Origin of the sequence: Acanthopleuribacter pedis, assembly GCF_017377855.1 — a bacterium.
GTDB classification, from domain to species: Bacteria; Acidobacteriota; Holophagae; order Acanthopleuribacterales; family Acanthopleuribacteraceae; genus Acanthopleuribacter; species Acanthopleuribacter pedis.
In genome coordinates this window covers 150,640-177,178 of the sequence record NZ_JAFREP010000025.1, presented here as the reverse complement: position 1 = coordinate 177,178, position 26,539 = coordinate 150,640, and the positions used below count along the sequence as shown (strand labels likewise).

Here is a 26,539-nt window from a genome sequence, read left to right as displayed (position 1 = left end):
TGAGAATAAATTTCGGTGGGCTTATCAATCAAGCCCGCCAGAGCATGTCTCATGCCGCAATTTTACCATAAATACTTAGTTACAAACAGGTTAATCTGTAATTTTCTCTCTTAACTTAACGGCATTGCGAGTACGGTTCAGTGCCTGGCCTTCCAAATTATAAAGGTGACCAAAGTAAAGGTCATCATGATCACCAGTGGCTTTCATTATCTCAATCATTTTGAGGGTCTTATGGTTTTCGTAATTCTCAAACAGTGTGTATACCAAGCCAAAATAACACATCTTATCGCCGGTATTTTGATGGCATTGGAGGAAAAATTCCTGCGCCTTTGCAATTCCCTCTGTGTCGAGTATTTTTAATCCATGGTTGTATGCGTCAATTTTTTCGGTAGCATTTTGCGCCAGAAAGAAAGGACAGAGGAGAATAACCCAAATAAATCTCATCCCAACACCTTGTCTTAAGCAGCCACAAGAATAGGACTTTTCTTGGTACCCTCGGCTGCTTCCAATTGATTTAAGGACATGTGATTTTAGCACTTTCGTCTTTTCATGGTGCGCTTTTTTTTCTCCCTCTTACAGAAGCTAGTCTTGACATTTCAAACTTCTGGATAGATTGAGCTTACCCAAGCATCGTGCTGCCAACTTTACACAGAGAGTCATTGAGTTTTTAATCTATCTCGTGGCGCGACATGAGCCTTTATCGCTCGCGGTGGTTTTTTCGGGCAACAACCTAAACCCCTTCGACCTATCGCAGACCGCCACGCGGGAAGCTGGTGTTTCCCTGGCCGGCGCCGGCCATATCGGTTGGCCCGAACCTGACCCAGGCACGAGAATTCTCCGGTCTTCAACCATTGCCGGACTCAGTCTGATGAGACAGGGCGGGCCGGCCTCTTTTTAATTTTTTTATAAGGTGCAGAATGGTTTTCGCATGGTTTCACAAAAAAGCAAAGAAGGACGAGGCTCTAAAAATTCGCTGGTACGTTTGCGAAAAAAGAGGCACCAACCGGGAAACAATCGAAGATGCCCATCTGGTTTCGCGGACTGATGCGGCTAATGGGGTATTTTATGCCGCGGTCGCCGACGGCATGGGTGGTCATCATGGAGGCGCGTTTGCTTCACGAAACGCAATCCGCATCCTTGAGGACACACTTTCCCAAGCGATATACCGAGGTGATTGGGTATGGCCTTCGCGGTGGGGTGACGGTTTTAAAGAAAATCCTTTGCTGGAGAACATCTTAAAGAAGGCCATTTACACAACTGATGTAAAAATCACAGAGCTATCAAAAAACACTAAAGGTATGGCCGACATGGGTAGCACTTTGACCGCGGTTGGGCTTGCTCAATCCTCGTTGTATTTTATCCACGCGGGAGATACCCGACTGTACCATTTAAAAGATGATGCGTTTTCTCAGTTAACCATCGACCACGCCTTTAACCTAAGAAGCGCGATAAGAGCGAGGGATTTTGGCTAAAGATCTGGAGCGAAATGGTTTGGGAAATGCGGAAGCGCACCCATTGGGTGCGGTGAGCATTTTCACAGACCGTTGCAGCCCAGAGGTTTAGCTAAAATCACCGCGAGTTATCGCGCTTCTTAGGTTTAACCCTGCTGAGACAACGATCATCTTTCCGCCTGACGTCAACTCACAGAAGTACACCGGAGCATTAATCCAGTATTTAGGAATCAAAAAGAACCGCCTTTCTCCCCAGAGTGGCGTGGCTTCACTCTCACGTGGAGATATCTTTCTCCTTTGCTCCGACGGGCTTCACGGCGCTTTGACGCAAAATCAAATCCAAAAGATTCTACGAAAGAACACCCAAAGATCGGTAGAAGATGCAGCAAAAAACCTTGTTCAAGCAGCTCTTTTGGCGAGATCAACGGATGACATCACCGCCATGGTCTTTGAAGTTTATCAATAAGCCCATTAACCATAGGTGTCCTAAACGCCAACCTCAGCGCAGCCACCGGGGCATCCCTGCGCCAAAATCCGCCTTTACGGAAATTCATTCCCACTCCAGAAAAACCGTAAAATTAATCAACAGAAAAACTTATAAATTCTGCTACAATCCGTAATTCGCAACCTTTCACCTTAAACTTCATCGCCTTGCCTTAACCCTCCACCCCAACTGTGTGTTTTGCACACTATAAAACGTATCAGGAGAATTCTCTCATGAAAAAATTCGCATTAATCATGTTTTCCTTGGTCGCCTTGGCCCCTGTTGCAAATGCAAAAGATTGCTTAGCAGTTTACAACGAATGCTCACGCATGGGCGGCAATCGTATTTGCATTATGCTCTACGTTGCTTGCATCAATCCCTAGTACAAAACCTTTTGGAGTGTGTAATGAAATTCAAAAAGATGATCATTGGATTAATTCTTGCTTCAGTTGTTGCGGTCGCAGGTCTTCAAGCTGATTGCATCGACGTCATCCAACTCTTAAGAGATAATGGTGCTTCTGATGAAGTCATCATTCATTTTCTGAAGATTTGCCTGGGAAAATGACTGTAATCTCAAACTAATCAACCACCCAATATTTATTGGCGCAAGGCAGAGGTGCATTTTTGCACCTCTGCCTTCTTACGGAGAATGGACATGATTGCTTTACTCTTCCTTATGTTAATGACCCCTTCCTCTATTCCAGTGCCTCAAAAGGTGTTCAACCTTGATTCTGAAATGTCTTGGCATCGGCCGCTAGACGTTGCCATAACCGAAGGTCGATTTTTCACCCTAGACAAGGATGATTCCTCCCTGCGATCTTTCAGTGAGTCTGGAAGTTTTTTGAAAAAATTTAGCGGAAGGGGACAAGCCCCCGGTGAATCCCAAGGAGCATCTGAAATAGCTGTATTTGATGATCATCTTTGGGTGTGCGATTCTGTTGCCTCATCGCTGCTCATTTTTACCCTAGAAGGCATATACCTCAAAGCAATACGCTTAAATTCCTCTCCAAGCAATCTGTATCAATATCATAACCTAATCGTCGCGGCCCCTATCGCGCTAGATGGGTTATTTTGGATTTTAGACCCTAAAACAATGAGCACACAACACAGTTTTGGCATCAAAGACACCAACTTTATTCAAGTGCCAAACAAAAAACTCGAGACGCTTTGGCTAGCTTCTCTGAGCACAAACCACCAAGACGGAATAATGATAGGAATGACTTGGCTTGGTGACATTATTTCGTTAGATATTCCTTTCCAACATGGTAAATTCACTAGTAACTTAGCACAAGTCTCGGATGTCTGGGATAGCAAAGATCACATCTTTTCGATTCAGAAAGCAGGCATGCCGGCAGCGCTTTCTATTAACAATATGTTCACTGGACCTGATCAATTAGTGTGGATGTCCGTTTTAGGCGCGCAGGAGGATCAATACCCGTCTTATATCCTTCGGTATGATCCAAAAAATCACAGCGTGGTCACCAAAATTAATATGGGTGACCCAATAAGAAAAATGCGCTTCTTCCCAAAGAAAAACGCAATAACCCTTATAAGGTCAAATGATCAAATTGAGCTTTACAACCCCGAAGATTTCTCTCAATAAAAGAAAAGGACCACTTACGGGCGAAAGTCTTGTGTAAAAGACTGGGAACGCTGCACTCTAACGCGTAGCGCTCCCCGTAAGTTGTTTGCCGCGAGGGTTGCTAGGGTTTGCGGCGGATTTCGTAGGTTTGGTGGATGCGCTGGTTGCGGCGGAAATCCTCCGGGATGGTGCTGTTGCTGGTGTCCTCGACGGCATACCCTTTTTTGTCCAACGCCTCGCGGTCTATTTTGAAGTTGCGCAGGTTGGTTGAGAAAATTAACAAGCCGTCCGGCGCCATTTGCAACCCCGCCCGCTCAATCAGGAAGACGTGGTCGCGCTGGACGTCCAGCGTGGAGGTCATGCGTTTGCTGTTGCTGAAGCTGGGCGGATCCAAAAAGATCAAATCAAAGGGGCCGTGTTTGCCCTTGAGCCATTGAATACAATCCGTTTGCTCGAACCGGTGCTGGCGCGCGTACAGCTTGTTCAGTTCCAAGTTGCGTTGCGCCCAATCCAGATAGGTTTTGGACATGTCGATGGTCAGCGACGAAGCGGCGCCCCCCGCCGCGGCATAAACGGTGGCGCTTCCGGTGTAGGCAAACAGGTTGAGAAAGCGTTTGCCCTCGGCCAGCTTGCGGATGCGGTCACGCAACGGACGATGGTCTAAAAATAACCCGGTATCCAGGTAATCCTGTAAATTAACCAAAAACTTGAGATCGCGTTCGTGAACCTCGAGGAAGCGACCCGAGGTGTCGATTTTGTCGTACTGATCCTTGCCGCGCTTGCGCTCGCGGGTTTTGAGTACCACCTTGTCCCGTTGGATGCCCAACACTTCCGGCGCCACCAACAAGATGTCCATCAAACGCCGCTCGGCCTTGGCCTTGGCCACGCTGCTCGGCGCGCGGTATTCCTGAATCAGCAAATGCTCACCGTACACATCAAGGGCGGCGTTGTACTCGGGTAAATCGGCATCGTAGACCCGGTAACAGGCGACGGGCCGGCCCGGCGAACCACTGCGACGCGCCCATTTACGCAGGTGTTTGACGTTTTTCTTCAGGCGGTTACGAAACATGGCCGCGCTTTCGGCAATCGGTAACATGCGCCCGCTGGAAAGGGTCAGCAGCTCGGCGCGACGACCGCTCTCATCCCCGCCAAGCTGATCGAAAAACAAAAATTCACAAGCAATCGGGCCGTTGTGCATTTTGTTCACCCGCTTGGCGCGTAACCCGGTTTGTTTGCCCAAACCGGTATCGGCGGTAAGTAAACCGGCCTGCCATCCGGGGAACTGCAGTTTGAGTTGGTGGCCGAGCATGGTGTACAGCAACACCAACTCCGGCAACTCGCTCAAACGCTCCCCGTAGGGCGGATTACACATCACCAAACCTGGCTCACATTCGCTGAAGGGGACGTCGCGGGTATCGGGCCACTCGGCAAGCGCGCGGCGCTCCAGGCGCACGTGGTCCAACAGGCCGGCACGTTGCAGGTTGGTTTTGGCGGCGTCCAGCGCGGAAGTCGAACGGTCAAAGCCAAACACCGGCGGCAAACCGCGCGCGAGGCCCGCTTCCTTCCTGCGCTTGGCCTCATCGACGACCTCTTGCCAAACGCCCCGTGGAAAACCCAACCAAGAAGTGGGCATTTCGGTGAAACGACCGAGGCCGGGCGCAATGTCGGCCGCCATCATCAAACCCTCGATCAACAGGGTCCCGGAGCCACACATGGGATCGACCAAGGCGCCCCCCGCCGCGGCGATCGTGGGCCAACCGGCACGGATCAGCATGGCGGCGGCAAGGTGTTCTTTCAGGGGCGCGAGGCCGCCGTCGACGCGGTAACCGCGACGGTGCAGGCTTCCGCCCAAATCGATGCTGACGACGGCGCGGTCATTTTTAATGGCACAGTGAATGCGAATGTCGGGAAAATCGCGGTCCACGCTGGGCCGCCCGCCGGTTCTGTGGCGAAAACAATCACAGACGGCATCCTTGATGCGTTGCGCGGCGAACTGGGCGTGGGTAATGCGGGAACGGCCCAAATTGACCTCGACCATAAATGCATGGTCGACCTGCATGTGGTCCGGCCAGGGGATGGTGAGCACACCTTCATAAAGCCGGTTGGGATCGCTCGCCTCAAATTCGGCAAGGGGAAACAACAAACGGCCGCAGAGTCGGGATTCCATGAGCACCCGGGCGGCTTGGCGCGGGGTCGCGTGGAAGGCGACACGGGATTTGATCGGTTTCGGCTGGTCAATACCCAACCCGCGCAGTTCGTCGGCCAGCCAGTCTTCCATGCCCATGGGCACGACGGCGAGATAAGGATGCATGTTGTCTCCAGAAAAATTAATTGGGCGCGGCCGGAACCGGCGGGCGCTCGCGGTATTTTTGAACCAATGCTTGGTAGGTACCGTCTTGTTTCATGGTGTCGAGAATCTGCTGCAAACGGCGGATCAATTCCGGCGAGGTATCACGGTGAAAAGTAAGGTACATCTCGTTGCGGTTTAACATCCATACATCGCGCAAGCTGCTGATATCCAAATTGTCGAGGGTGGCCCGGAAACGAAGCTCCCACGCACTCCCGGTCCCGAGCTGAATGCGGCCCAGTACCAACTTGCGGTAAATGGTCAAACTGTCGCGATGTGCCTCCAAGTTTTCGAAACCCAAGCCTTTGAGGTAGGATTCGGTTGAACCGCCGGCCAAAACGCCGATGGAACGGGCGTCCCGCAAGGCATCGAGTTCGTCAAAGGGACCCAGCGATGGATCCACGGTGTAAACCATGGTTTCGTCGGCAAACAGCGGGCCGACCCATTGGAAGTCCCGCTCGCGTTGAGGGCGGCGGGTCACACTAAACAAGGCGTGACCCGGCTCGGTTTTGGTTTGGTGGTAGGCCCGTTTCCAGGTCTCAATGCGAATGCGATGGGGGATATCGGCTCGTTTGAGCAACTCGGTCACCATCTCGGTGGCGATACCCACAACCTTGCCGTCGATTTGGTAACAAAACGGGGGGAAATCCTCGGCATAAACCTGAATGAAATCGGCGTCGGTTGCCGGAATCGCGGTGGTTGGCTCGGTTGATTGGGAAAAGGCACCCAACCCAAAACCGAAGAGCAACCAACTGAACCACAAGGTCCGCGGGGCGGGCCCAGCGAAAACAGGGTTTAACTTGAAGGTGAAGGTGTCCCCGACCATTGTTTCGCCAGCGCGTATCCTTTCTCGACGTTTTGTTGGTAATCGGCCCGGAGCGCACGCACGTCGAGCTGTTCCAAGGTACCACCGGCCTCAAGATGTTGCAAGAGGACGGTGCCGACGGCGTAGGTCACGGCCCCGGCGGCCAAGGGCATGGCGGCCCCGGCGGCGAACCAGCGCCATCCCGGAACCACCTTGCTAAACGAGTACGCGGACAAAGAAGACAACCCATAACTTCCCAGCCCGGCAAGGAGCGCGGCGAGGATGGTACGGACGGGACGGCGGCGCGGTTTGACGTCGTAGAGATCGGCCAACTTTTCCACCATTTCCACCTGCGACCCACTCACCACCAACACATCGAAAATCGGCACGGGCACCATCGCCAAAGTCATGGTTCCCAGGACATGGTTTTTCACGATATTGCGCGCCTTGAGCTCACGATGGATGCGATATTGCGACGAGATGGCCGTACCACCCCGGCGAAGGCTTCCAGTGGCCTTCTCATCGGCAGCGGTCGCGTCGCTTTTGGCGGCAACAGGTTCCTCGGCCTTCGCATCAGAATCGGCCGCGTCGCTTTTGGCGGCAACAGGTTCCTCGGCCTTCGCATCAGAATCGGCCGCGTCGCTTTTGGCGGCAACAGGTTCGTCGGCCTTGGAGGCCTCAGCCGAGTCCGCTTTCGACTTGGCCGGTTCATCGATTGGTTCCGTCGCTTCAGGCAAAGTCTCGTACAAGCGACGCCGTTTGCGTTTCACCCGGGGGGCACCGGCCTGGTCGTTATTTCCTGAATCAGGGTTGGTCGAATCGCTCATGGTTACCTCGGCAAGGGTTGCATTCAAACAAGAGGCGGAGGAACAGACACTTAAGCAAAAGGCGCATCAAGCTGAAACAGGTACCGCACGATACGGTCGTAATCCTGGCGCGCGGGGTTTTTGCGCTGTGAGTGGAACAAGGTTTCCCCTCGCGCCAGCACCTTGGAAAATTCGGTACTCACACGGACGGGAACCGGAATGGCGAATTCAGCATAAGCCCCTTCCATGCGGGCCAAGGTTTCGGCGGCCAATTTTTCCCGTTTGTCGTAGCGCGCAAACAAAACGCGACGGGTGGGTATGGGCAAACTGTAGGTATCACAGATGGCCTCAATTTCCTCCAGGGTCAGCGCCAAACCTTTGTGGGAAAAAGGATCGCTGCCGATGGGAATCACCACGTCGTCGGCGGCGCAAATCGAACTGATCACGGCAGTCCCCAGGGAAGGCGGGCAATCGATAAACACGACATCGAAACCGAGCCGCTTGAGTTCGGCACAAACCTCGGCCACGGCTTTTTTCTGATGACGCGGATTGGCAAGGCTCGAATCCAAAAGGCCGTTCTCAAGGGAGGAGGGCAACAGGTAAAGATGGCTGTCGATGCGCTTGAGGGCGGGCCCCAGCATTTCAGCCGGTTTCTGCCAAACATCGTAAAAAATCGGCGTGTCGTCCTCGGGCAAGGCGTCGAACGCCAGCGAGGCCGAGGCCTGGGAATCGAGGTCCAACACGACACAACGGAACCCGTACTGGGCGGCACGCACGGCACAGGTCACCACACTGGTGGTTTTACCAACCCCACCTTTGAGGTTGATGTGGGCAAAAACGCGAAAGGGAAAATCCACGCCGTTTACGGCCAAATAGGCGCGTACGGCCTCGGCATCCACCAGGTAACCAAACCCGGAACGCTCGTGGAGGGCCTCGGCGGGCAATGCGGCCCGGACCTTGGCGGGCGCGTGACGGGTTAACGCGGTTAGGTCGCGAAGCGGCAAGCGGAAGGCATCACTGGTTTGGCGAAAGGCCTCGGCATCAAAGGTCACGGCTTGTGACTCCCTAGCATCGACGTGTGAATAGGTGCAATTGCGTGCAGTCTAACAGCTTCACGGGCCTGGGAGCAAAAAATTTAGGGTCCCCCAAGGGGAATCACGGTTATCTTTTAGCGGCGCCACCAAGCGCCCTCGCGCTGGAACGCCTCGGCCAAACGCCGAAAGCCCTCTGCCATGGAAACGGCGGGCTCGTAACCGAGATCGCGTTTGGCGGCCTCGATGTTAAACCAGTGGGCGGTGCCCAATTGTGCGGCGACAAAGCGGGTCATCGGCGGCTCGTTGCGCATCCGCAGCAAACCCGCGCCGGTTTCCATAACGGTCCCAACCACATAAGCCAAACGCGGGGAAACCCGCTTCTCAACGGGGGTTTTGCCGGCGGCCTTGAGAATACCGTTGAGGATGGCGGCCATCGGCAAGGGCTCACCATTGGTAATAAAGTAGGTTTTACCGCTTATGGCCGCACCGGGCGCCAACCGTTCGGCGGCGGCAAGGTGGGCGTCAACACAGTTATCAATGTAAAGGGTGTCGACCAATTTGGTGTCATCACCCACCAAACGCAGACGGCCGGCCTCGGCCCGCTCAACCACGCGCGGCACGAGATGCTGGTCGCCGGGTCCCCAAATCAAATGAGGTCGCAAGGAAACGGTCGCCAAACGGTCGTCGGCAAATTCAACCACCATTTGCTCGGCCTTGGCTTTGGTGGCGGGGTAATGGGCCAAAAAGCTTTTGGGATAAGGCGCGCTTTCGTCGACGCCTTCCTGATCGCGACCATCAAAGGTGACACTGGGCGAACTGGTGTACACCAAACGCTGGATGCCGGCTTTGTGGCACGCATTGAGCACGTTTAACGTGCCTTCCACATTGGCTTGGTGGTAGCTGTCGTAACTGCCCCAGACCCCGGCTTTGGCGGCCACATGAAACACCAAATCACAGCCGGCGGCGGCCTGATTCAAGGTGTTGCGATCCACGGCTAAATCGCCGCGAAACTGCTGAACGCCCAGTTGGTCGAGTTCGGGGTAAAAAGATCGTTGAAAACTGCGGACAGCGACGCCCCGTTCACGCAACCGCCTGACCAGGTGGATGCCGAGAAATCCGCCGCCACCGGTCACCAGTACGTGTTTCACGGGCACCCTTCCGGTCGGCAAAATTGGCAGCCGCGCGTGCCGAGGCAAAACCCAGGGCGACAAACAGCTACCGGAAAAAACACCATCCTACACCGCTGCAGCCCGGCTCACAAGGTGGGATCCAGGGGCGCCCGGTGAGACCGAGCGCCCCTTAGACACGGTTTAGTTGGTTTTACCGGCGGATTCGGCCTCGGGCAGCAGCACGGCTTCCAAATAGTTCGCATCACCGTAATAGCGCGCCGCGGCGCCTTGAACTTTTGCGATGGTCAGACCCTTGAGGCGGTCCTCGAAACCCAAAATCCGCTCAAACGGCAAACCCCAGCGCACATAGGAACCAATCACACCGCGCCAGTAGCTGTTTTCCTTGAGGTCGACCTCGTGTTCGCGATGCAACGCCTCGGTCACTTTCTGGAGGTAAGGTTCCTCAAAACCGTCCTTAATCAAGCGCTGAATCTCATCATTGGCGGCTTTCACCAGTTCGTCCACTTTCTCGGGATTACAGGAAAAGGAAATGCGGTTGCTAAAACTGCCGATGGGCAAACGCGACTGTGAGCCGCCGACGCCGACGTTGTAAACGCCGCCCATGTCCTCACGCATAATTTCCCGCAAGCGGATGGTCAATACCCGGTTCAATACCATGAGCGGCAACACCTGATTCTGCTCGAATTCCGCTTCACCGTGGTACAGCAAGCTGACAATCGCCTTGGGTTCACTCCCCTTGCGAACCACGACCTCCTTGCGTCCTTTGACGCGACGGTCCTTGGTATCGCGCCAGTTCTTCTCGGCGTCGGTCCCCGGCAGACTCGCCAGATAGGTCTCCACCAGGGGTTTCATCGCGGCAAGGTCGAAATTCCCCACAAACACGTAGTTGGTGCCGCCTACATCGCTGAACAACCGCTGGTAGGTGTCGCGCGAGGTTTCCAGCGACATGTGCTCCAAGCGCGCCGCGGTCCAGGGCTGCCGGCGCGGATGGTCTTGGTACAACACCTTTTGCCGTTCGTCGCCCCATACGGTTTCGGGCCGGGAGGAACGGTTTTTGATAATCGCTTGGTAGCGGTTTTTTACCGAAAGGAAGGCCTTTTGGTCGAAACGCGGCGCGGTGTAATAAAGGTGCGCCAACTGAAACATTGTTTCCAAATCCTCGGGTGTACAAGCACCGTTGAGACCCTGAGAGAAGCTGCCGATGTACGGTCCCACCCGCACCAATTTGTCGGCGGTTTTCTTGCGCAGTTGGATGGCGTCAAAGGCGCCCAGTCCGCTCTGACCCATGATGGCGGTGGTGGTACCCACGGCGATCAAATCGTCGGCGTCAACCAGGGAAGAGCCCCCCTTTTGGGAAGAACTAAAGAGAATTTCATCGTTTTTGAAATCGGTGGGCTTAAGGTACACGGTCGCCCCGTTGCTCAATTCCCACTTGGTCACACCAACCGATTCAAACTGGTGTTCCGCGGTGACCTTACCCGGCTTGGGTACCTTGGCGATCAGCGGTTCCTCGGAAGCATTGTCGGCGTAAGGCGCCACATCGGCGGCGGCAATTTCCTTAATCATGCCCAAAACCGCGTCCTTGGTCGGCAGCTTCAGACCTTCTTTTTCAGGCGCGGCCAGCAGGATGACGCGGTTTTCCTCCGTGATCCAGTTCTCGGTGGCTTTGTTGACCTCATCCAACTGAATGGTGGGCAAGATCGCTTTGCCCAGTTCCAAACTCTGGCCCGCGCTAATCGCCATTTCGCCTTCGAGGAAATGGTTGACGTATTCGCCGATAAAATCGCGGTGCTCGGTTTTGTCGCGTTCCTTGTAGGCCGATTCCAGTGAACGCAGGTATTCGGCGCGTTTGCGGTCCAGTTCACTTTGGGTAAAGCCGTGGCGCTTAACGCGCGCGGCCTCGGTGAGCAATGCCCGCAAACCGGTTTCAAAACCGGTTTCTTGGACCACGGCGAATTGGCGGAAGGCCGCGGCGGTTCGCGCATAGGAACCACTGGACGCGCTCCCGAATAAAAAGGGCGGGTTGGCCTGTTGCAGCAGTTCGGCCAAGCGGTCGTTCAACATCGCTTGGTAAAGCCCTTCCAGCAGGCCGCGGCGCATGTCGGCCAAGGTTTTGGTCTCCTCGCCGGCACGCTTGTACTCAATGCGCAGGGTGGCGTTGGTCAGCTCGGGATCGGTCACCGCCTGGAACAAGGTTTCCTTGTGGGGCGGTACATCGTACATCACCCGCTCCGGCGCATTTTTGGGATTTTTGAGGTGGCCAAAGTGCTTTTTGATTTTGGCTTCCACCATCTTGGGATCGAAATCGCCAACGGCCACCACCGCCATCAGGTCGGGCCGGTACCAATCGCGGTAAAACTTGGCCAGTTGCTCGGCAGGCGCATTTTCAATGACCTCTACCTTCCCGATGGGCAGGCGTTCGGCGTACCGTGAATCTTTGTAAAGCAGGGGCAGTTGTTGCTGCATGATGCGCATTTGCGCGCCGCGGCCGCGTCGCCATTCCTCCACGACCACCCCGCGTTCTTTATCAACCTCGACCGGATCGATGGTGATTTGGTGCGCCCAATCCTCGAGGATTTGAAAAGCGGTGTCGACCACGCCCTGATCGTCGGTGGGCACCTCAAGCATGTAGACGGTTTCGTCAAAAGAGGTGTAGGCGTTGATGTCGGCCCCAAAGCGCATGCCGATGGATTCCAGGTAATCAATCAGCTCTTGTTTTTCGAAATTTTTGGTGCCGTTGAAGGCCATGTGCTCTAGGAAGTGCGCCAGTCCCAGCTGCTCCTCGGTTTCCAAGATGGAACCGGCATTCACGACCAGGCGCAACTCGGCGCGATTTTCGGGTTTGGCGTTTTTGCGGATGTAATAGGTCAAACCGTTGTCGAGTTTTTTGATCAGAACGTCGGGATCAACGGGAATCGGTTTGCTCAAATCCAGCGGTTTCTGGGCGAGAACAGGCGTCAGGCACAGAAGTAGGCCGACAAACAATCGCTTCATAAGTGAACTCCATGGCGAATCAATGTTTTGGTAAGCATGCTTCTATCATAGAAAGCAACGCGGCAAGGTGCAATCGAACCCAAACAACCGCGGGAAAACCGAGGCATTGGTTATGTAGGTACACGCGCAATTGGGTCCTCAATCAGATCGTTGCCAAGAGGTGAATCCGACCGCAATCGACCCGAGCCCCATTCGTTCGGGTCCTTAGGCGCCGCGGACAGGCCCCTGGTCTTCGTGATAGGATGATGGGGTTTTCGTGACGTGTTTGTTCGATCCCGATCTGTTGTTTCCAAAGGTTTTCCCCATGCAGCGTCTCGACCTCGTCGCCGAGCTCACCGATTACTTCGCCGGATTTATTTCTGAAAACAAAAAGAACCTGTTTCAACAGGCCGCGGCCGAACGAACCCGCCACGTCACCGTGGTCATGGAAGACATCGCCGACCCCCACGACGCCAGCGCGGTGATTCGCTCCTGCGAGTGTTACGGCGTCCAAGATTTTCACGTCATTACCCGCCGCCGCAAATTCACGGTGGCGCCCGGCGTGGCGGTGGGCGCCTCGAAATGGGTCGATCTCTACAAACACGCGGAACAAGACGACGCCAGCCCCTGCCTAACCGAGCTGAAAAAAGCAGGTTACCGGGTGGTCGGCCTTTCCACCCGGCCCGATGCCATTCCGCTTGACGCGGTCGACCTCGACCAAAAAACGGCGTTGGTGTTCGGCTCGGAAGACCTGGGCCTCAGCGATTGCGTGCACGCATCACTGGACGCGACCGCGACCCTTCCCGTATTGGGTATGGGCCGCAAGTTCAACCTCTCGGTCGCGGCGGCACTCTGTCTCTACACGATCAGCGCACGCTTGCGCGCGACGAACATCCCCTGGCGTCTCACGGAAGCACAACGCACGGTTTTGCTGTTGTCCTGGTACGCCAAAATTCCCAAACGGCGCCATTATCTGACGGAACGTTTTTTAAATGATCGCGGCCTGAGTTGGACCGATTTGACCGCCTGCCTGCCGGAAAACGTCAGCACCATCTTGCAGCACAACGGCCGCTGGCGTTAACGGTCCCGACAACAATAAGTGAAAAGACCCGCCCTACCCAATCATCGTCGATAACGGGTCGAAGCTCACCGGTTAAACGTGCGACAAAAAAAGCGGGCCATCTTTACCCACACCGTGGATAACTACTGGCGCAGCACCAAGGTGACCAAATAACCCAGGTACAGCAACAGCAACACACCGCCTTTGGCGCGGGAAATTTGTTGGTTATGGCGCATCATGGGGATCACCAAGGCACACACGAATACACAGAAGGGAATGTCGACGTAGAGCGTGCCGGCATCGCCGGACCAGGCGAATCCATTGACATTAAAGGCGATAGGCGCCAAGACGGCGGCGACACCCAGGATCAGGAAACCATTAAAAATGTTGGAACCCATGACGTTGCCCACGGTGATATCGGCGTTGCGCTTGAGGGCGGCCATCAGGCCGACGGCCAGTTCGGGCAGCGAGGTACCGCCCGCGACGATGGTCAAACCAACCACCACCTCGGGTACGGCCAAGGCGCGCGCGGCCGCGACCGCGGCAATCACCAGCGCGTCGGCGCCAAAAACCAGGGCCACCAAACCCACGGTGATCAAAGCGGCGTCCATCCACATCGGACGTGGGTGGAAATGGAGCTCTTCCTCTTCCACCTCGCCCGCGCCCTCGGCGCGCGCCGCTTCTTTGGCGGCGGCTTGTTCTTTGCGTTCCTTGCGCACCAATGAGGCTTCGCGCAAGGACTTGCGCACCAACCAAATCATCCAGGTCGTGAAAATTCCCAGCAGAATCAGGCCGTCGAGGCGAGAGATGGTGCTGCCGATCAAGGCCAAGGCCAGAACCGTGGCGATGGCGAAAAAGCTGATCGGCGCGTCGTAGTTCACGGCGTCTTTGCTGACATTGATCGGGAAAATGATCGCGGTGGCCCCGAGAATGAGCGCCGTATTGGCGATGTTCGAGCCGACCACGTTGCCGAGACAAATCTCGGGTTTCCCTTGGAGCGCGGTCATCACGGAGACGACCAACTCGGGTGCCGAGGTGCCGAAGGCAACCACGGTCAGGCCGATCATGGCGGCGGAAATCCCGAACCGAAATCCAATGTTCGAAGCGCCGTCAACCAGCCAATCGGCCCCGTAATTAAGACCGGCAATGCCGACGAGAAAAAAAAGAACAACGGAGGGCCACTGGCCGATGGTAGCGACCATCCATTCAAAAAGCTGCAGAATCATGATGCCTCGCTGGGTTCAATCACATGGCTCAGACCTAAGAAGCGCGACGCGGCGATTTAAGCTAAACCTCTGGGCTACAACGGACTGTAAAAATGCTCACCGCACCCAACGGGTGTGGTCGGGCGCGACCCCGGCTGGCTTTTTCCAGACCATTTCACTCCAGATCTTTAGCCAAAATCCCTTGCTCACATCGCGCCTCTTAGGTCATAAGCCATGTGGGCGTGCCTCGACAAGAAAAACCATCATAGGTTGGGAACGGCCAAGCGTCAATCAAAGCCGGGCGGTGGGGATCACAAATCGCAAGGATGGCGGCAGGTCTTCTCAAACTTCCGCGAATCAGCAAGATACTCGAGGACACAAAACAAAGTTAAACAAGCAAGAGCATTTGATTGAATTTTAGCGAGGCGCGAACTAAGATGAGAAATGCAAACCCTAAGTTAGCGTGAGTCTGTTGCTCACTTTGCTTTAAGAGCCGAGAACCCCGCGGTTCGCGTGACCGCGGTCCTGGATCGGGCCCGGTACGGCCTGTCCTTCCTAGCGAAAAGCTGTGATTCGGCTCGCAAGCACGGCGGGGCAAAGCCTTGGCCTAACCCGGTTGCAAATTTTTTTAAGTTTGCCGGGAACACCCGCGCGCCATCGCGCCGAGCTGAAATAAGTGTCTTGGACGCGCCGCCCGCCAAACGGAAGAGGTGGATCATGATCGCAGAAGAAGTTAACGACAATCACCCGCTACGGCTGTTGGACGAAAAGACCGGGCTACCCAACGCCGAAATAAGCCTGATTCTAGCCCGCTCCGGCGTGGGAAAAAGCGCCGCCCTTATCAACTTTGCCATCGACACGCTCCTCGACGGGCACCAAGTGCTTCATTTCAGCGCGGGTATGGATTCCGCCAAAGTTCACGATTATTACCAAGAGATCTACACGGCGTTTCTTAAATTCAATCCCGAAGACCGCAGCCACCCATGGGAGGAACTGAACAACCACCTGATGGTGGTTTCCTACCGCGACAGCCAGCGCATGATCAACGACCTGGATGAAGAGATTGAAACGATCCACCGTCAAGCCCGTCTCTCTCCCAGCTTGGTCATCGTCGACGGTTTGGATTTCGACGGCAACGCCGAGGGTCAACTACGCCGCCTCCACAACCTGGCCGGCAAACACAAGCTGCGCATTCTTTCTTCGATGCGCATCCACCGCAACGCCGACGGCAGCCTCGACTTGGAAGGCCCTCGTCAAATCGCCATGAAACAAACCTCACACCTCTACTTCATGGAACCCCACGGCAGCCGCAGTCATCTCGAATTCCAAACACCCGAGGGCCAGACCGACCTGCCCGTTTACTTCTGTCACGAGCATTTGGTGTTCCGCCCCGCCTAACCGGCGCCGCGGACACGGAAAAAAAAACGGGCCGGCATGTGTTCCGGTTCGTCCTGAAGGGACGAACACACCCCCATGCTCGGCCCACCATTCGTTTAAATGTTCGCAGGAGGCGGACCACCACCCCCGTGGTGGGGGTTAAGGACAAATGGTGGTCGGGGTTTGATCCGGTTCGGTCGGGTAGAGGGCGTACCTTACGGCACGCTCTCTACCCGACCAGCTTGAGGTGGTTCGGCTCCGCCTCACATTTAAATGAAGCATGGACCTCGCATGGCGGCGTGCGTGTACTTTCAGCACACGCCGGGAGAACGACACAGCCCATCCTAACCCACACCCATTTTGCCGTCGTTTTGCTTGGACTCTTTGAGTTTGCGCTTCTGCCGCTCCATCTCCATGCGCTGATCCCAGTGATCATCGGACTCGTCATGGAGTTTTTTCATGATGAAATCGAACCAACCCTCGGCAATCCCAATGCTCTCCATCACATCGTCATCCATGCCTTGACCCAACTCTTCCGCGGTCAGCGGCGGGTTTTGCGGATGCCCCAAATGGCTAACCGTCTTGCGCAAGCGCGAGGCCAACAACACGCCGATTGCGCGATAGAATCGCGCGGCAAAACCCTGGTCGTTAATCAGCTTTTCTTCTAACTCAAAACGGGGAATGGCCAGAACCTCGGCCTCTTGCACCGTTTCAACCGTCGCACTGGGCGGTCGGTGGTCCAGAAACGACAACTCACCCACGATTTCACCCACGCTCAAACGGGCGATAATCGGATGGTCGGGCGCACCACCCCGCACGACGAGCTGCCCTTCTAACAAAATGTACAGCGCTTTGATGTTTTTGCCGCATTGGATCAGAACCGAGTCCTTGGGCAACTTAAGCGTGTGGCCGACGTTTAGGAACCAATGAATATCCGCGGCGTCCAATTCACCTAAAAAAAAGGCTACCTTGTGCATATGGACGACTCCTGTGTGTGCGTATGACGGTGGTGGTTGGGATGAAACAAACAAACTTTTTGTTTTTGTCGGTAATTCGGCGGAAAACAAAAGTTGCAAACGATCATTTGCGGCAAGGGTACACGAACAACCACGTGGCCACGCGCGCGCTGCTGAACATGAATGCGATTCTAACTATTTTAATGCAAAGATTTTTGATACGCCACGATCCAGGTAAACCGAAGGCCGTTCTCACGGTGGCTCAAGGCCGCCGGCAACCGGAATCACAGGATTAAACGCTTTTTTTCCAAGGGCTTCCAATAAGTCTCCGCCACCGAACAGGCCGCAATCTTCACCGCGGAGAATTTTCGACGCGGTGGGCAAACGGTGGACGAACCCCGTTAATCCGGCGCGGGAACCGGGAAGGTTAGCCGCGCCATGGAGCCTCGGCTCACGCCTTCACTGGTTAGTTCAATGGTTGCACCCATGGCTTTTAGCGCGTTGGCACAGTTATGCAAACCAAACCCTTTGACGCGCCTTTTGGTTGAAAACCCCTGGGTAAATACCCGCGCCAGGTTTTCCGGCTCAATGCCGATCCCGTTGTCTTCAAAGAAAACAAACACCTTATCAACGCCGTCCTCGGTAATCACCCCGGTCTCAATGTGCAGAATACCCTCGTACTCCGTGTCCCCTTTTTTTGCCTGTTCGTCCACGGCCTCCACGGCGTTGCGCACCAAACAGAAAAAGACCCGCATCAACTGGATCTTGTGAACCGGAACCCGCGGCGGCATCCGAAATGCACGGTTCACCTGAATGGGTACCGAACCGGCCAAGGCATCATCCAAGGCCAAAACCCCTTCCAAAATGCGATTCATGTCGCCCGGTTCCAAACGGCGTTTAATGTTGGCGTAATCGCGTTGCTCACGCAGTGCTTTGAGCACGGCCTGGACGTGTTCCTCCAAGCGCTCACTCTCAAACAGCAGTTGCTTGCGCCAAAGGTAGAGGCGCTGGGTCAGTTCGGAAACCAGCTGGGGCACATGGGCGGCGCGTGGGTCCTCCTGGAAAAACCCGGCGATGTCTTTCTGAGCGCGCAACAGTTCGTCCAAGCGCTCCAGGTTGCGCAACCAGCGATCCCGCTGCAAATCCACCCGCAAAACTTGCAGCGAGGTGTTGACGCTGTTGAGGTTGTTGCCCATGTTGTGCATCACCAGGGTAGCGGTTTCGGCCATCCCGAACAGGTGGGCGGCCTCGACCAGCTCTTTTTGCGTATCGCGCAGGTTGTTGAGACTTTTGGCGCGCGCCAAGGCGTTGACGGCGTGTTCACGGAAGCGGCCCAAACGGGCGACATCGGCGGCTTTAAACCCGTCGGGATGGGTGCTGTTGTCGAGTACCAGAAACCCTTCGAGACGGCCGTCCAGATGGACTTCCATGGCCAGCAACGACTGGGGCGCGGGGAATTCGGCGAAAGCCGGGGGTACGGTTTTGCGCCGCGGCGAACGAATGACGGCAATGCCCGGGGCCAAACTGTCGCCGCGCCGCGTGTAGCGCTCCAATGCGACTTCCAGCGGGAAGTCAACCCCTTTGATCAGGTCGTTCATGTCGTAGCCGACACCGGCCTTAATTTGGAAAAAACGCCGGCTTTCATCGAGAAACATGAAGGTCGCCATGCTCGCTTGCGGGAACAGAGCAATCCCCTGCTCCAGAACCAAGTTCATCACCTTTTCGAAATCACCCTCACTGTTAATGGTTTTGGTGATGTCGTTCATGGTTTCCAACTCGGCAACATAGGCTTTGATTTCGTTGGTGCGCTGCGCCACGACCGCTTCCAAGTCACGGGTCAAAATGCGTAAGTTGAGCTGGGTTTGGACGCGCGCCAGCAGTTCTTCCTTGGAAAAAGGTTTGGTGACGTAATCGTTGCAGCCCAGATGGAAACCCAAGGCCAGGTCCCGCTCTCCCGCCTTGGCCGTCAACAGAATGACCGGCAATTCGGCCGCCGAATAACGGCGCCGCAACTTCTGTAATACCTGGTACCCGGTCACGCGCGGCATCATGACGTCGAGCAAAAGCAGGTCCACGTCGCCCTGCGCCTCGACCAGCTTGGCCACCTCCTCGCCGCCGTGGCAAGAGGTAACCCGATAACCGCGCAAACGCAGCAGGTTTTCGAGCACCCGGCAATTGACCACCTCGTCATCGACCACCAGCACGTGAAAATGGTCGGCGCCGGCGCTCGAAACCATGGCCTCATCCTCAAAGTAATCGGGCGCTTCCGGCTCCTCCCGTTCGCTTCCCCAATGCCAGGTGCGATCCGGTTCCTGAACCAAAGTCGGTTTCGCGGCAGTCTGACCGACCGCGAGCGGGATCGAAAACGAAAAATCGGAACCACGACCCAAGGTGGATTTTACGCGAATGGTGCCGCCGTGAAGGTTCACCAGCTTTTGGGTGATCGCCAAGCCAAGGCCGGTCCCCCCATATTCCCGTGAGGCGGATCCTTCGATTTGCTCAAAAGACTCGAAAATCGAATCGAGCCGATCCTCGGGAATGCCAATCCCGGTGTCGATAACATGCACGATGGCCAAATCCTGATGGACCCGGGCTTTGACGGTGACCTTGCCCTTGCGGGTGAACTTCACCGCGTTGCCGATGAGGTTGTGCAGAATTTGGTGGAGCCGATTTTCATCCGCCCAACAGGGCGCGAAGTCCGGGTCAATTTCGTTTACCAGGGCAATCTGTGCGTCTTTGGCCAAGGGTTCACACAGCGCGAGCACCACCTCGACCACCGCTTGTAAATCCACCTCGGTACACTGAAGTTCCAGGCTTTTGTGGCGCATTTTGGCGAAGTCGAGAATATCGTTAATCAAATGATCAAGGCGCCGTCCGCTGGAGACCATAAGTTTGAGGTTCTCGCGCATCAAACCCGTGATGTCGCCGCCCGCCCCTTCCAAAAGCGATTCGGCGATGCCGATAATGCCATTGAGCGGGGTGCGCAGTTCGTGGGAGGTATTGGCGAGAAATTCATCTTTTAGGCGATCAAGGCGCCGCAACCGATGGTTGATGTCGCGGGCACGGCGCAAGCGGTACAGCTGCAAACGCCACACGCTGCCAACCACCAGCAGCAGCAACAACGCATAAATGCCAAAGGCAAGCGGGCTGCGCCACGGCGGCGGCACGATGCGAAACGAAAATACGGCAGGTTGATCGCTCCAAACCCCGTCGGGATTGGCGGCTTTCACGCGCAGATGATAGGTACCCGCGTCCAAATTGGTAAAAGACACGTCGCTTTTCGCGCCGGTTTCGATCCAGTCGGTGTGAAAACCCTCCAGTTGGTAGGCGAACCGGTTACCTTTTGGATGGGTGAAATCAAGCGCGGCAAATTCAAAGGAAATCAGGCTGTCACGGGCTTGGATATCGAGCACCTCGCCGGATTCCAAATCAACCGGTACGTTTTGGTAAAACTTTTTAAACGCGGTGATGGCAACGAGTGGCGGGATTTCGTTGCGGCGGATGTCCTCGGGCTGGAAGCGATTAAATCCGCGAATTCCACCAAAATAGAGTTCGCCATTGTCGGCAATAAGTCCCGCGCCCTGGTTAAACTCCTGACTTTGCAAGTTGTAGCGTGCATCGTAGTGGGTCATTTCACCGGTTTCGGGCGAAAAGGTCACCAACCCAATGTTCGTACTAAGCCACAACAGGCCGCGACGGTCCTCGCGAATTGCGTAAATGTTGCTGTTCGGCAAACCGTGGCGGCTGTCCCAGCGCCGGAAGGTTTGGGTTTCCGGGAGGAATTGGTGTAAACCGGCCTGGACGGTGCCCAACCAAAAACGGCCGGCGCTGTCGCTGAAGAAACAAACCACCGCGTTGTCGCCCAGACCGTCCTCGCGTTTCGGGTCCTGGCGAAAATTGGTAAAACGGTTCGTTTCGGTATCCAACATGGAAACGCCGCCGCCGAAGGTGCCGATCCAGAGGTGCCCGTCCGGGTCTTCACCCAAGCTCAGCGTAAAATCGTGGACCAAGCTGTTGGGGTTGTGCTCCTCGGCGCGAAAACGCGTCACGGTTTCGCGGTCGGCCTCCAAACGCACCAGTCCGCCGCCGAAGGCCGCAAACCAATAACGCCCCTGCTTGTCGTACAAACCGTCGAAACCGGTGGGAAAGTCGGGCGTCGGCAAGTAACGGCGGGTTTTGCCCGTCCGAGGATCGAAGCGATTAAAACCCCGCCGCGAACTAATCCACAAGTAACCGTCCGGGCTTTCATCAATGGACCACAGGTTGTCGCTGCTCAAGGTCTCCGGGTCCTCGGGGTCATGGTAAAAGGACTTAAAACGCTCGGTTTGCGGGTCGAAGCGGTGCAAACCGGAGCCGTCGGTGCCCACCCAAATCGCGCCGTTGCGGTCCTGTTGCAAACCAACCACGACGCCCAAGGCTTTGCCGCCCACGCCCCGCCGGTAAAGACGAAACACCTCAACGGCCGGGTTCAATTTATTGAGGCCGCCGCCCTCGGTCCCGATCCACATCAAACCGTTGCGGTCCTCAAGCACCGTGGTCACCAAATCATTCGAAATGCTGTAGGGATCGTTGTAGTCATAGGTGAACCGATCAAAAAGTCCCGTGTCGGGGTAATAACGGAACAAACCCTGCTGCGATCCCAACCAAATCCTGCCGTCGCCGCCGACGTTTACGGCAATCACCGGGGCATGCGCGGTTTCCGTGGCGATGGGTAACCGCAAATGGGTAAAGCGAGTCCCTTGGTCGGGCAACATGGCAAAACCCCGATCCGTGCCCAACCACAAGGTTTCATCCGCGTCCAAGGCAAGCGCAAGGATCTGGCGCGAGCCCGGCCCCAAGGGATCGTCGTGGGCGGTGGGGAAGGCCAAAACACGGGCCGAATTGGGTTCAAACAACAGCAAACCTTTGTTGCGGGTGCCCACCCACAAGGATTGGTCGGCGCGCTGGCGAATGGCGGTAACCATGGCGGGATCCCCGCTCCCCTGATTCAGGTCAAACCGTAAAAAACGGTCCTCCCCTTCCAAGAACAAATTGAGGCCGCGGTCGGTGCCAATCCAAATTCGATCCTGGCGGTCGATGGTGATGCAGCGCACCAAATCATTGCTGAGCGAATCAATTCGTTGGGGATCGTGACGGTAGGCGGTAAAAGCGCGGCGTGCTTTGTCGAACACATTCAGTCCGCCGCCGAGGGTCCCCACCAAAAGGCGACCGCCGCGATCCTCGGCCAGGCTCGAAATGTTGGCCGCGGAAATCGCGCCGGGATCGAGGGGAACGGGACGGTAAACCACAAATTCGTGACCGTCGTAGCGGTTCAAACCATCCTGGGTTCCAAGCCATAGAAAACCCCGGTGATCCTGGTGAATCGCGCTCACCACGTTCTGGGAAAGGCCTTGCTCAATGCCGAGGCGTTCAAATTTAACGAAATTCTCGCGGCCCCACAGGAAAGGTAGGGTTGCCGACAACAACCAAACCAAGCCGACCCAGCGGCGTATCACCCTGTGCATCACCATAAGTTGTTCCCAAACCTCGCGCGCCGGCGGAACCATCCCGCGGGCAGCCGGCGAAAATCCCAACACGAAAAAACACCGCTGACATGGATCTAGCGATGGGATGCCTCCCGACGCCAAGCGCCGATCAAAGCATGGTCGGCTAGCCCGCATTGCTCACAAGGAATTCTGCGACGAGGCAAGCCATGCGATTACGAGGAGGCGGCCTTCCGCGGGGCGGCCGGCCACCTTACTCGGACAAGCCGCCGTTGCCTCAGCTACGACGCCGAATGGTCGGACCCCTGTGCCGTGGCTTGGTCGTCATCTTCGTACTCACAAGGCCTTCAGCTTCTCGCGACGAATCCTTGTGAGCAATGCGGGCCAAGGGTCCGGCGCATCACCTTATCATAAATGAACCAGGCGCGAATCCGAAAGACACCTCGGGCAACAAAGAGGCCTCATTCCTCGTTGGGCATGTGGATCAGCAGGCAAATGAGAACAAATGGGCCGCGCAACGTAAAGGTTTGTTATTCACCTAGTATTAGCCAAAGGCAATTTTGTGATCCAGGTAGAAATCCAGACATAATCGCTTGGGATTTACGTTTTATTAACGTAAGATGGTTCAACCACACCATCAAGTGGCGCAAAAAGCACGAACCCCGTCCTCCGACGACAGCGCCGACTTGAGGGTTTTACCTAAGAAGCGCGACAACTCGCGGTGATTTTAGCTAAACATCTGAGCTGCAACGGCCTGTAAAAATGCCCGATCCCGGCTCGTTTTCTCCAAGCCATTTCGCTCCAGACCTTTAGCAAAAAACCCTCGCTTCAGCGTCTCTTGGGTTTTATGCGGCCCGCCCTGATTTATGATTTGGCCGCCTGCAAGTTTTTTTCCTCTACCACGCCAGGGCCCTTGATCCAAAACCAACCACCCGTGCCACGCCTTTAGGGAAGGTCCGTCCTGATCACGCGGGTGTCCATATTATGCCTAAGCTACTCCAAAAGATGTGTTTCTTTAGGTCACCACCTCGGCACATCCCAGGAGTGGAAAAGGAATCGCTCCGCTCGTGGAGCCGCGTCCACGCCACCCATCACGCCAGGGGGTGTCGGGCAACGCGGCACGCCTTTCGCGCGGGAGCCGGCGGTATCAGCAGTGAAGCTGAACCGCGCCCATCCGTGACAAAAGGTGCCAAAAGGCACTTTGCACAGCGGATTGAACACACGTGATTTTCATCAACTCTAACACAATAAATAGCAATACTTTACTGTAAAGGTTCGGTATTCAATTCGTCACTTTCGTCACATAAAACCACCGGATAACATGCTGTAATCTCAACATTGCCGAAGATCATGCTTTCACATTGAGAGCACGATTCTTTCGTTTTAGATTCATGCTTCACGGCTCGTTTTGGTATGTCCCTTTTGTTTCATTATTCATGCATATTCGGGTCTGTTTCACATTGAAGTCATCTTCAGGAGGAGAAAACATGCGCTTCTTTTTCACCGCGTTATTCACGGTATTTTTTGCATCATTGTGCGTCATCGCCGGCGACCTGCCACCGGTTGCCGAAAAGGTCATGCAGAAGTATTTGGATGATCAATCCTTCACCGAGGTTGCCCCACTCAGCGCAACCACGCCACCTTCCACCATTTGGTCCGGTAACTTGCCGGTTGAATCAGCGGCATGGTTTGCGCCCAACACGGATCAGTTGGCCACCATCGTCGAAAGCCGTCCCCAGCGCGTGCGCCTAACCCTGCCGATCGGCGCCGGCCTGGGTAAAACCCAAGATACCATGCAGTTCGACCTGCTTCAAACCAAGGTACTTAGCGACAATTTCCGCCTGACGACCAGCAGCGGCCAGGAGGAAAACTTCAGCGACGGGGTTCATTACCGCGGCATTGTCAGCGGCCGTACCGACACCTTGGTCGCCATGAGTTTCTACGGCGAGCACGTGATGGCCATGATCAAAACGCCCGAGGACGGCGACATGGTCCTCGGCCCCATGGAAGACGCGGCCTTTGCCCCCAACAACCAACACATCTTCTACCGCACCGCCGAAATGACGGAAACGCAACCGTTTTCCTGCAGTACCGAGGCGGATCCTTCTTACCACGACACCATCGCCGACTTACTAGCTGAACCCATTGCAAACACGTTGGTCGATAATTGTGTTGAGGTTTACTTTGAGTGCGATTACGCCATGTATCAAGAAAAAGGCAGCAGTACCCAACAAACCGCGGCCTTTGTGACTGGCATGTATAATGTCGTTGCGGCGATTTACCAAAACGAACAAATCACCACCACCATCAACGAAATCAAGGTTTGGACCACGCGTGATAGTTACTCCCGCACCTCTTCCTCACAAGCCCTGAACCAATTCCGCGGCACCACCCACAACGCCGACCTGGCCCACCTTTTGGCACGCGGCGGTTCCGGTCTCGGCGGTGTCGCCTGGCTGAACGGCCTGTGCGGCAGCTACGGTTACGCCTACAGCAACATCGGCAGTTCCTACAACCCGCTGCCTACCTACTCCTGGACCGTGGGCGTGGTCGCCCACGAGATGGGTCACAACCTCGGCTCACCCCACACCCATAGCTGCTCCTGGCCGGGCGGTGCTTTGGATAACTGTTACACCACCGAGGGCAACTGCTCGCCCGGACCCGCGCCCCCATCCAGCGGCGGCACCATCATGAGCTACTGCCACTTGACCAACATCGGCATCGATTTGACCGCCGGTTTCGGCCCCGTCCCCGGCAACCTCATTCGTTCACGCGTTAACGGCGCCAACTGCTTGACCACCTGCAGCACCGGTAACAACCCGCCGAACGCCGCGTTCACCTCAAGCCAAAACGGCCTGCGCGTGTCCTTTAGCGACGGCAGCAGCGACAGCGACGGCACGGTGAACCGCTGGGCCTGGGACTTCGGTGACGGCAACAGCAGCACCCAACACAACCCTAGCCACACGTACGCCTCGGCCGGCACCTACCGCGTGCGCCTGACGGTTACAGACGACGACGGCGCCACCGACAGCGCCACCGCGGACATCACCGTGAGCGGCGGCGGTGGCGGCGGCGGCGACGTCCTGCAGAACGGCAACCCCGTGACCAACCTCACCGCCACCGCGGGCCAATGGTTGATGTACCGCATCGACTTGCCCCAAGGCGCGCGCAACCTGCAAATCACCACGACCGGCAATGATGTCGACGCCGACCTCTACATCCGCGCCGGTGCCGAGCCCACCACCGGCACCTACGACTGTCGTTCCATCACCCCGAGCAGCAACGAGTCCTGCACCTTCGAAAGCCCCAACGGCGGCACCTGGTACGTGGGCGTTTACGCCTACAGCAACTTCGGCGGCTTGACGCTGACGGCATCCTGGGAGGAGGGAGGAAGTTGTGGTGAAAGCGGCAGCATCGACAACATCTCCGGCTCACGCGGATACTGGAAATACTACACGGTCAACGTAGAAGAATGTGTTTCCAAACTGACGGTGAGCATCAACGGCGGCAGCGGCGACGCGGACCTGTACGTTCGTTTCGGTAGCCGCCCCGGCACCCGTGCCTACGACTGCCGCCCCTACCGCAACGGCAACAACGAATCCTGTACTTTCGACAACCCCGCGGCCGGTACCTGGCATATCGGTATTCGCGCCTACCGTTCCTACTCCGGCCTAACCCTGTCGGCTGAGCAGGAGTAAGGAAGCAACCATCACCCCGCCGCGCCAACGCGGCGGGGTAAACGTCTGTCACCCATACCAAAGCGCCATCCGGCCACAGCGCCCCCAGAACCACCGAGCGGACCCCCGTTCGGTGGTCTTTTTGTTAAAACGGATCCAGGCAACACCA

General features: G+C 55.9%; 19 protein-coding genes. 9 read left to right on the top strand and 10 right to left on the bottom strand.

Annotated elements, in window-relative coordinates; genetic code table 11:
* Nucleotides 1-90: 90 nt before the first annotated feature.
* On the bottom strand, nt 91-444 hold the full coding sequence (locus J3U88_RS24250) for a hypothetical protein (protein WP_207861582.1): 354 nt from the start codon (nt 442-444) through the stop codon (nt 91-93).
* A gap of 473 nt (nt 445-917) precedes the next feature.
* On the opposite strand from J3U88_RS24250, the gene J3U88_RS24245 reads away from it, so the two are divergent.
* From J3U88_RS24245 to J3U88_RS24225, 5 genes are all read left to right on the top strand, one after another.
* A complete protein-coding gene (locus tag J3U88_RS24245; protein ID WP_207861581.1) occupies nt 918-1,472 on the top strand; it encodes a PP2C family protein-serine/threonine phosphatase in 555 nt (184 codons plus the stop codon).
* Nucleotides 1,473-1,581: 109 nt separating this feature from the next.
* A complete protein-coding gene (locus tag J3U88_RS35410; protein WP_207861583.1) occupies nt 1,582-1,917 on the top strand; it encodes a PP2C family protein-serine/threonine phosphatase in 336 nt (111 codons plus the stop codon).
* 251 nt (nt 1,918-2,168) lie between these two features.
* Nucleotides 2,169-2,318 carry a hypothetical protein gene (locus tag J3U88_RS24235; protein ID WP_207861580.1) on the top strand — a complete coding sequence of 50 codons (150 nt, stop codon included), beginning with the start codon at nt 2,169-2,171 and terminating at the stop codon, nt 2,316-2,318.
* Nucleotides 2,319-2,341: 23 nt separating this feature from the next.
* On the top strand, nt 2,342-2,500 hold the full coding sequence (locus tag J3U88_RS24230) for a hypothetical protein (protein WP_207861579.1): 159 nt from the start codon (nt 2,342-2,344) through the stop codon (nt 2,498-2,500).
* A 90-nt stretch (nt 2,501-2,590) separates the two neighbouring features.
* The gene (locus tag J3U88_RS24225; RefSeq protein ID WP_207861578.1) at nt 2,591-3,538 is read left to right on the top strand and encodes a 6-bladed beta-propeller; all 948 of its coding nucleotides are present in this window, start codon (nt 2,591-2,593) and stop codon (nt 3,536-3,538) included.
* Nucleotides 3,539-3,638: 100 nt separating this feature from the next.
* Here the strand turns inward: J3U88_RS24225 and rlmKL are convergent, their stop codons facing one another.
* From rlmKL to J3U88_RS24195, 6 genes are all read right to left on the bottom strand, one after another.
* Complete coding sequence (gene rlmKL / locus J3U88_RS24220; protein ID WP_207861577.1) at nt 3,639-5,828, bottom strand: bifunctional 23S rRNA (guanine(2069)-N(7))-methyltransferase RlmK/23S rRNA (guanine(2445)-N(2))-methyltransferase RlmL; 2,190 nt, start codon at nt 5,826-5,828, stop codon at nt 3,639-3,641.
* A gap of 16 nt (nt 5,829-5,844) precedes the next feature.
* The gene (locus tag J3U88_RS24215; protein WP_207861576.1) at nt 5,845-6,612 is read right to left on the bottom strand and encodes a substrate-binding periplasmic protein; all 768 of its coding nucleotides are present in this window, start codon (nt 6,610-6,612) and stop codon (nt 5,845-5,847) included.
* 47 nt (nt 6,613-6,659) lie between these two features.
* On the bottom strand, nt 6,660-7,496 hold the full coding sequence (locus J3U88_RS24210) for a YcjF family protein (protein ID WP_207861575.1): 837 nt from the start codon (nt 7,494-7,496) through the stop codon (nt 6,660-6,662).
* A 50-nt stretch (nt 7,497-7,546) separates the two neighbouring features.
* Entirely contained in the window at nt 7,547-8,527 is a 981-nt protein-coding gene (locus tag J3U88_RS24205) for an AAA family ATPase (protein WP_207861574.1), read from the bottom strand.
* Between the two features lie 116 nt (nt 8,528-8,643).
* Complete coding sequence (locus J3U88_RS24200) at nt 8,644-9,657, bottom strand: NAD-dependent epimerase/dehydratase family protein (RefSeq protein WP_207861573.1); 1,014 nt, start codon at nt 9,655-9,657, stop codon at nt 8,644-8,646.
* A 162-nt stretch (nt 9,658-9,819) separates the two neighbouring features.
* The gene (locus J3U88_RS24195) at nt 9,820-12,633 is read right to left on the bottom strand and encodes a M16 family metallopeptidase (protein WP_207861572.1); all 2,814 of its coding nucleotides are present in this window, start codon (nt 12,631-12,633) and stop codon (nt 9,820-9,822) included.
* Nucleotides 12,634-12,889: 256 nt separating this feature from the next.
* Between J3U88_RS24195 and J3U88_RS24190 the strand changes: the two genes are divergently transcribed.
* Nucleotides 12,890-13,693 carry a TrmH family RNA methyltransferase gene (locus tag J3U88_RS24190; RefSeq protein ID WP_207861571.1) on the top strand — a complete coding sequence of 268 codons (804 nt, stop codon included), beginning with the start codon at nt 12,890-12,892 and terminating at the stop codon, nt 13,691-13,693.
* Between the two features lie 122 nt (nt 13,694-13,815).
* Here the strand turns inward: J3U88_RS24190 and J3U88_RS24185 are convergent, their stop codons facing one another.
* Entirely contained in the window at nt 13,816-14,898 is a 1,083-nt protein-coding gene (locus J3U88_RS24185; RefSeq protein ID WP_207861570.1) for a calcium/sodium antiporter, read from the bottom strand.
* A gap of 696 nt (nt 14,899-15,594) precedes the next feature.
* Between J3U88_RS24185 and J3U88_RS24180 the strand changes: the two genes are divergently transcribed.
* Nucleotides 15,595-16,275 carry a hypothetical protein gene (locus tag J3U88_RS24180; protein ID WP_207861569.1) on the top strand — a complete coding sequence of 227 codons (681 nt, stop codon included), beginning with the start codon at nt 15,595-15,597 and terminating at the stop codon, nt 16,273-16,275.
* A gap of 323 nt (nt 16,276-16,598) precedes the next feature.
* Here the strand turns inward: J3U88_RS24180 and J3U88_RS24175 are convergent, their stop codons facing one another.
* Nucleotides 16,599-17,231 (bottom strand): cyclic nucleotide-binding domain-containing protein, encoded by a 633-nt coding sequence (locus tag J3U88_RS24175; protein ID WP_207861568.1) that lies wholly within the window; start codon nt 17,229-17,231, stop codon nt 16,599-16,601.
* A 41-nt stretch (nt 17,232-17,272) separates the two neighbouring features.
* Here J3U88_RS24175 and J3U88_RS24170 point away from each other — a divergent pair, with 41 nt between their 5' ends.
* Entirely contained in the window at nt 17,273-17,506 is a 234-nt protein-coding gene (locus tag J3U88_RS24170) for a hypothetical protein (RefSeq protein WP_207861567.1), read from the top strand.
* A gap of 105 nt (nt 17,507-17,611) precedes the next feature.
* Here J3U88_RS24170 and J3U88_RS24165 read toward each other — a convergent pair whose 3' ends face one another.
* Entirely contained in the window at nt 17,612-22,720 is a 5,109-nt protein-coding gene (locus J3U88_RS24165; protein ID WP_207861566.1) for an ATP-binding protein, read from the bottom strand.
* Nucleotides 22,721-24,180: 1,460 nt separating this feature from the next.
* On the opposite strand from J3U88_RS24165, the gene J3U88_RS24160 reads away from it, so the two are divergent.
* Nucleotides 24,181-26,391, top strand: a complete 2,211-nt coding sequence (locus tag J3U88_RS24160) for a pre-peptidase C-terminal domain-containing protein (protein WP_207861565.1) — start codon at nt 24,181-24,183, stop codon at nt 26,389-26,391.
* The last annotated feature ends 148 nt before the right edge of the window (nt 26,392-26,539 follow it).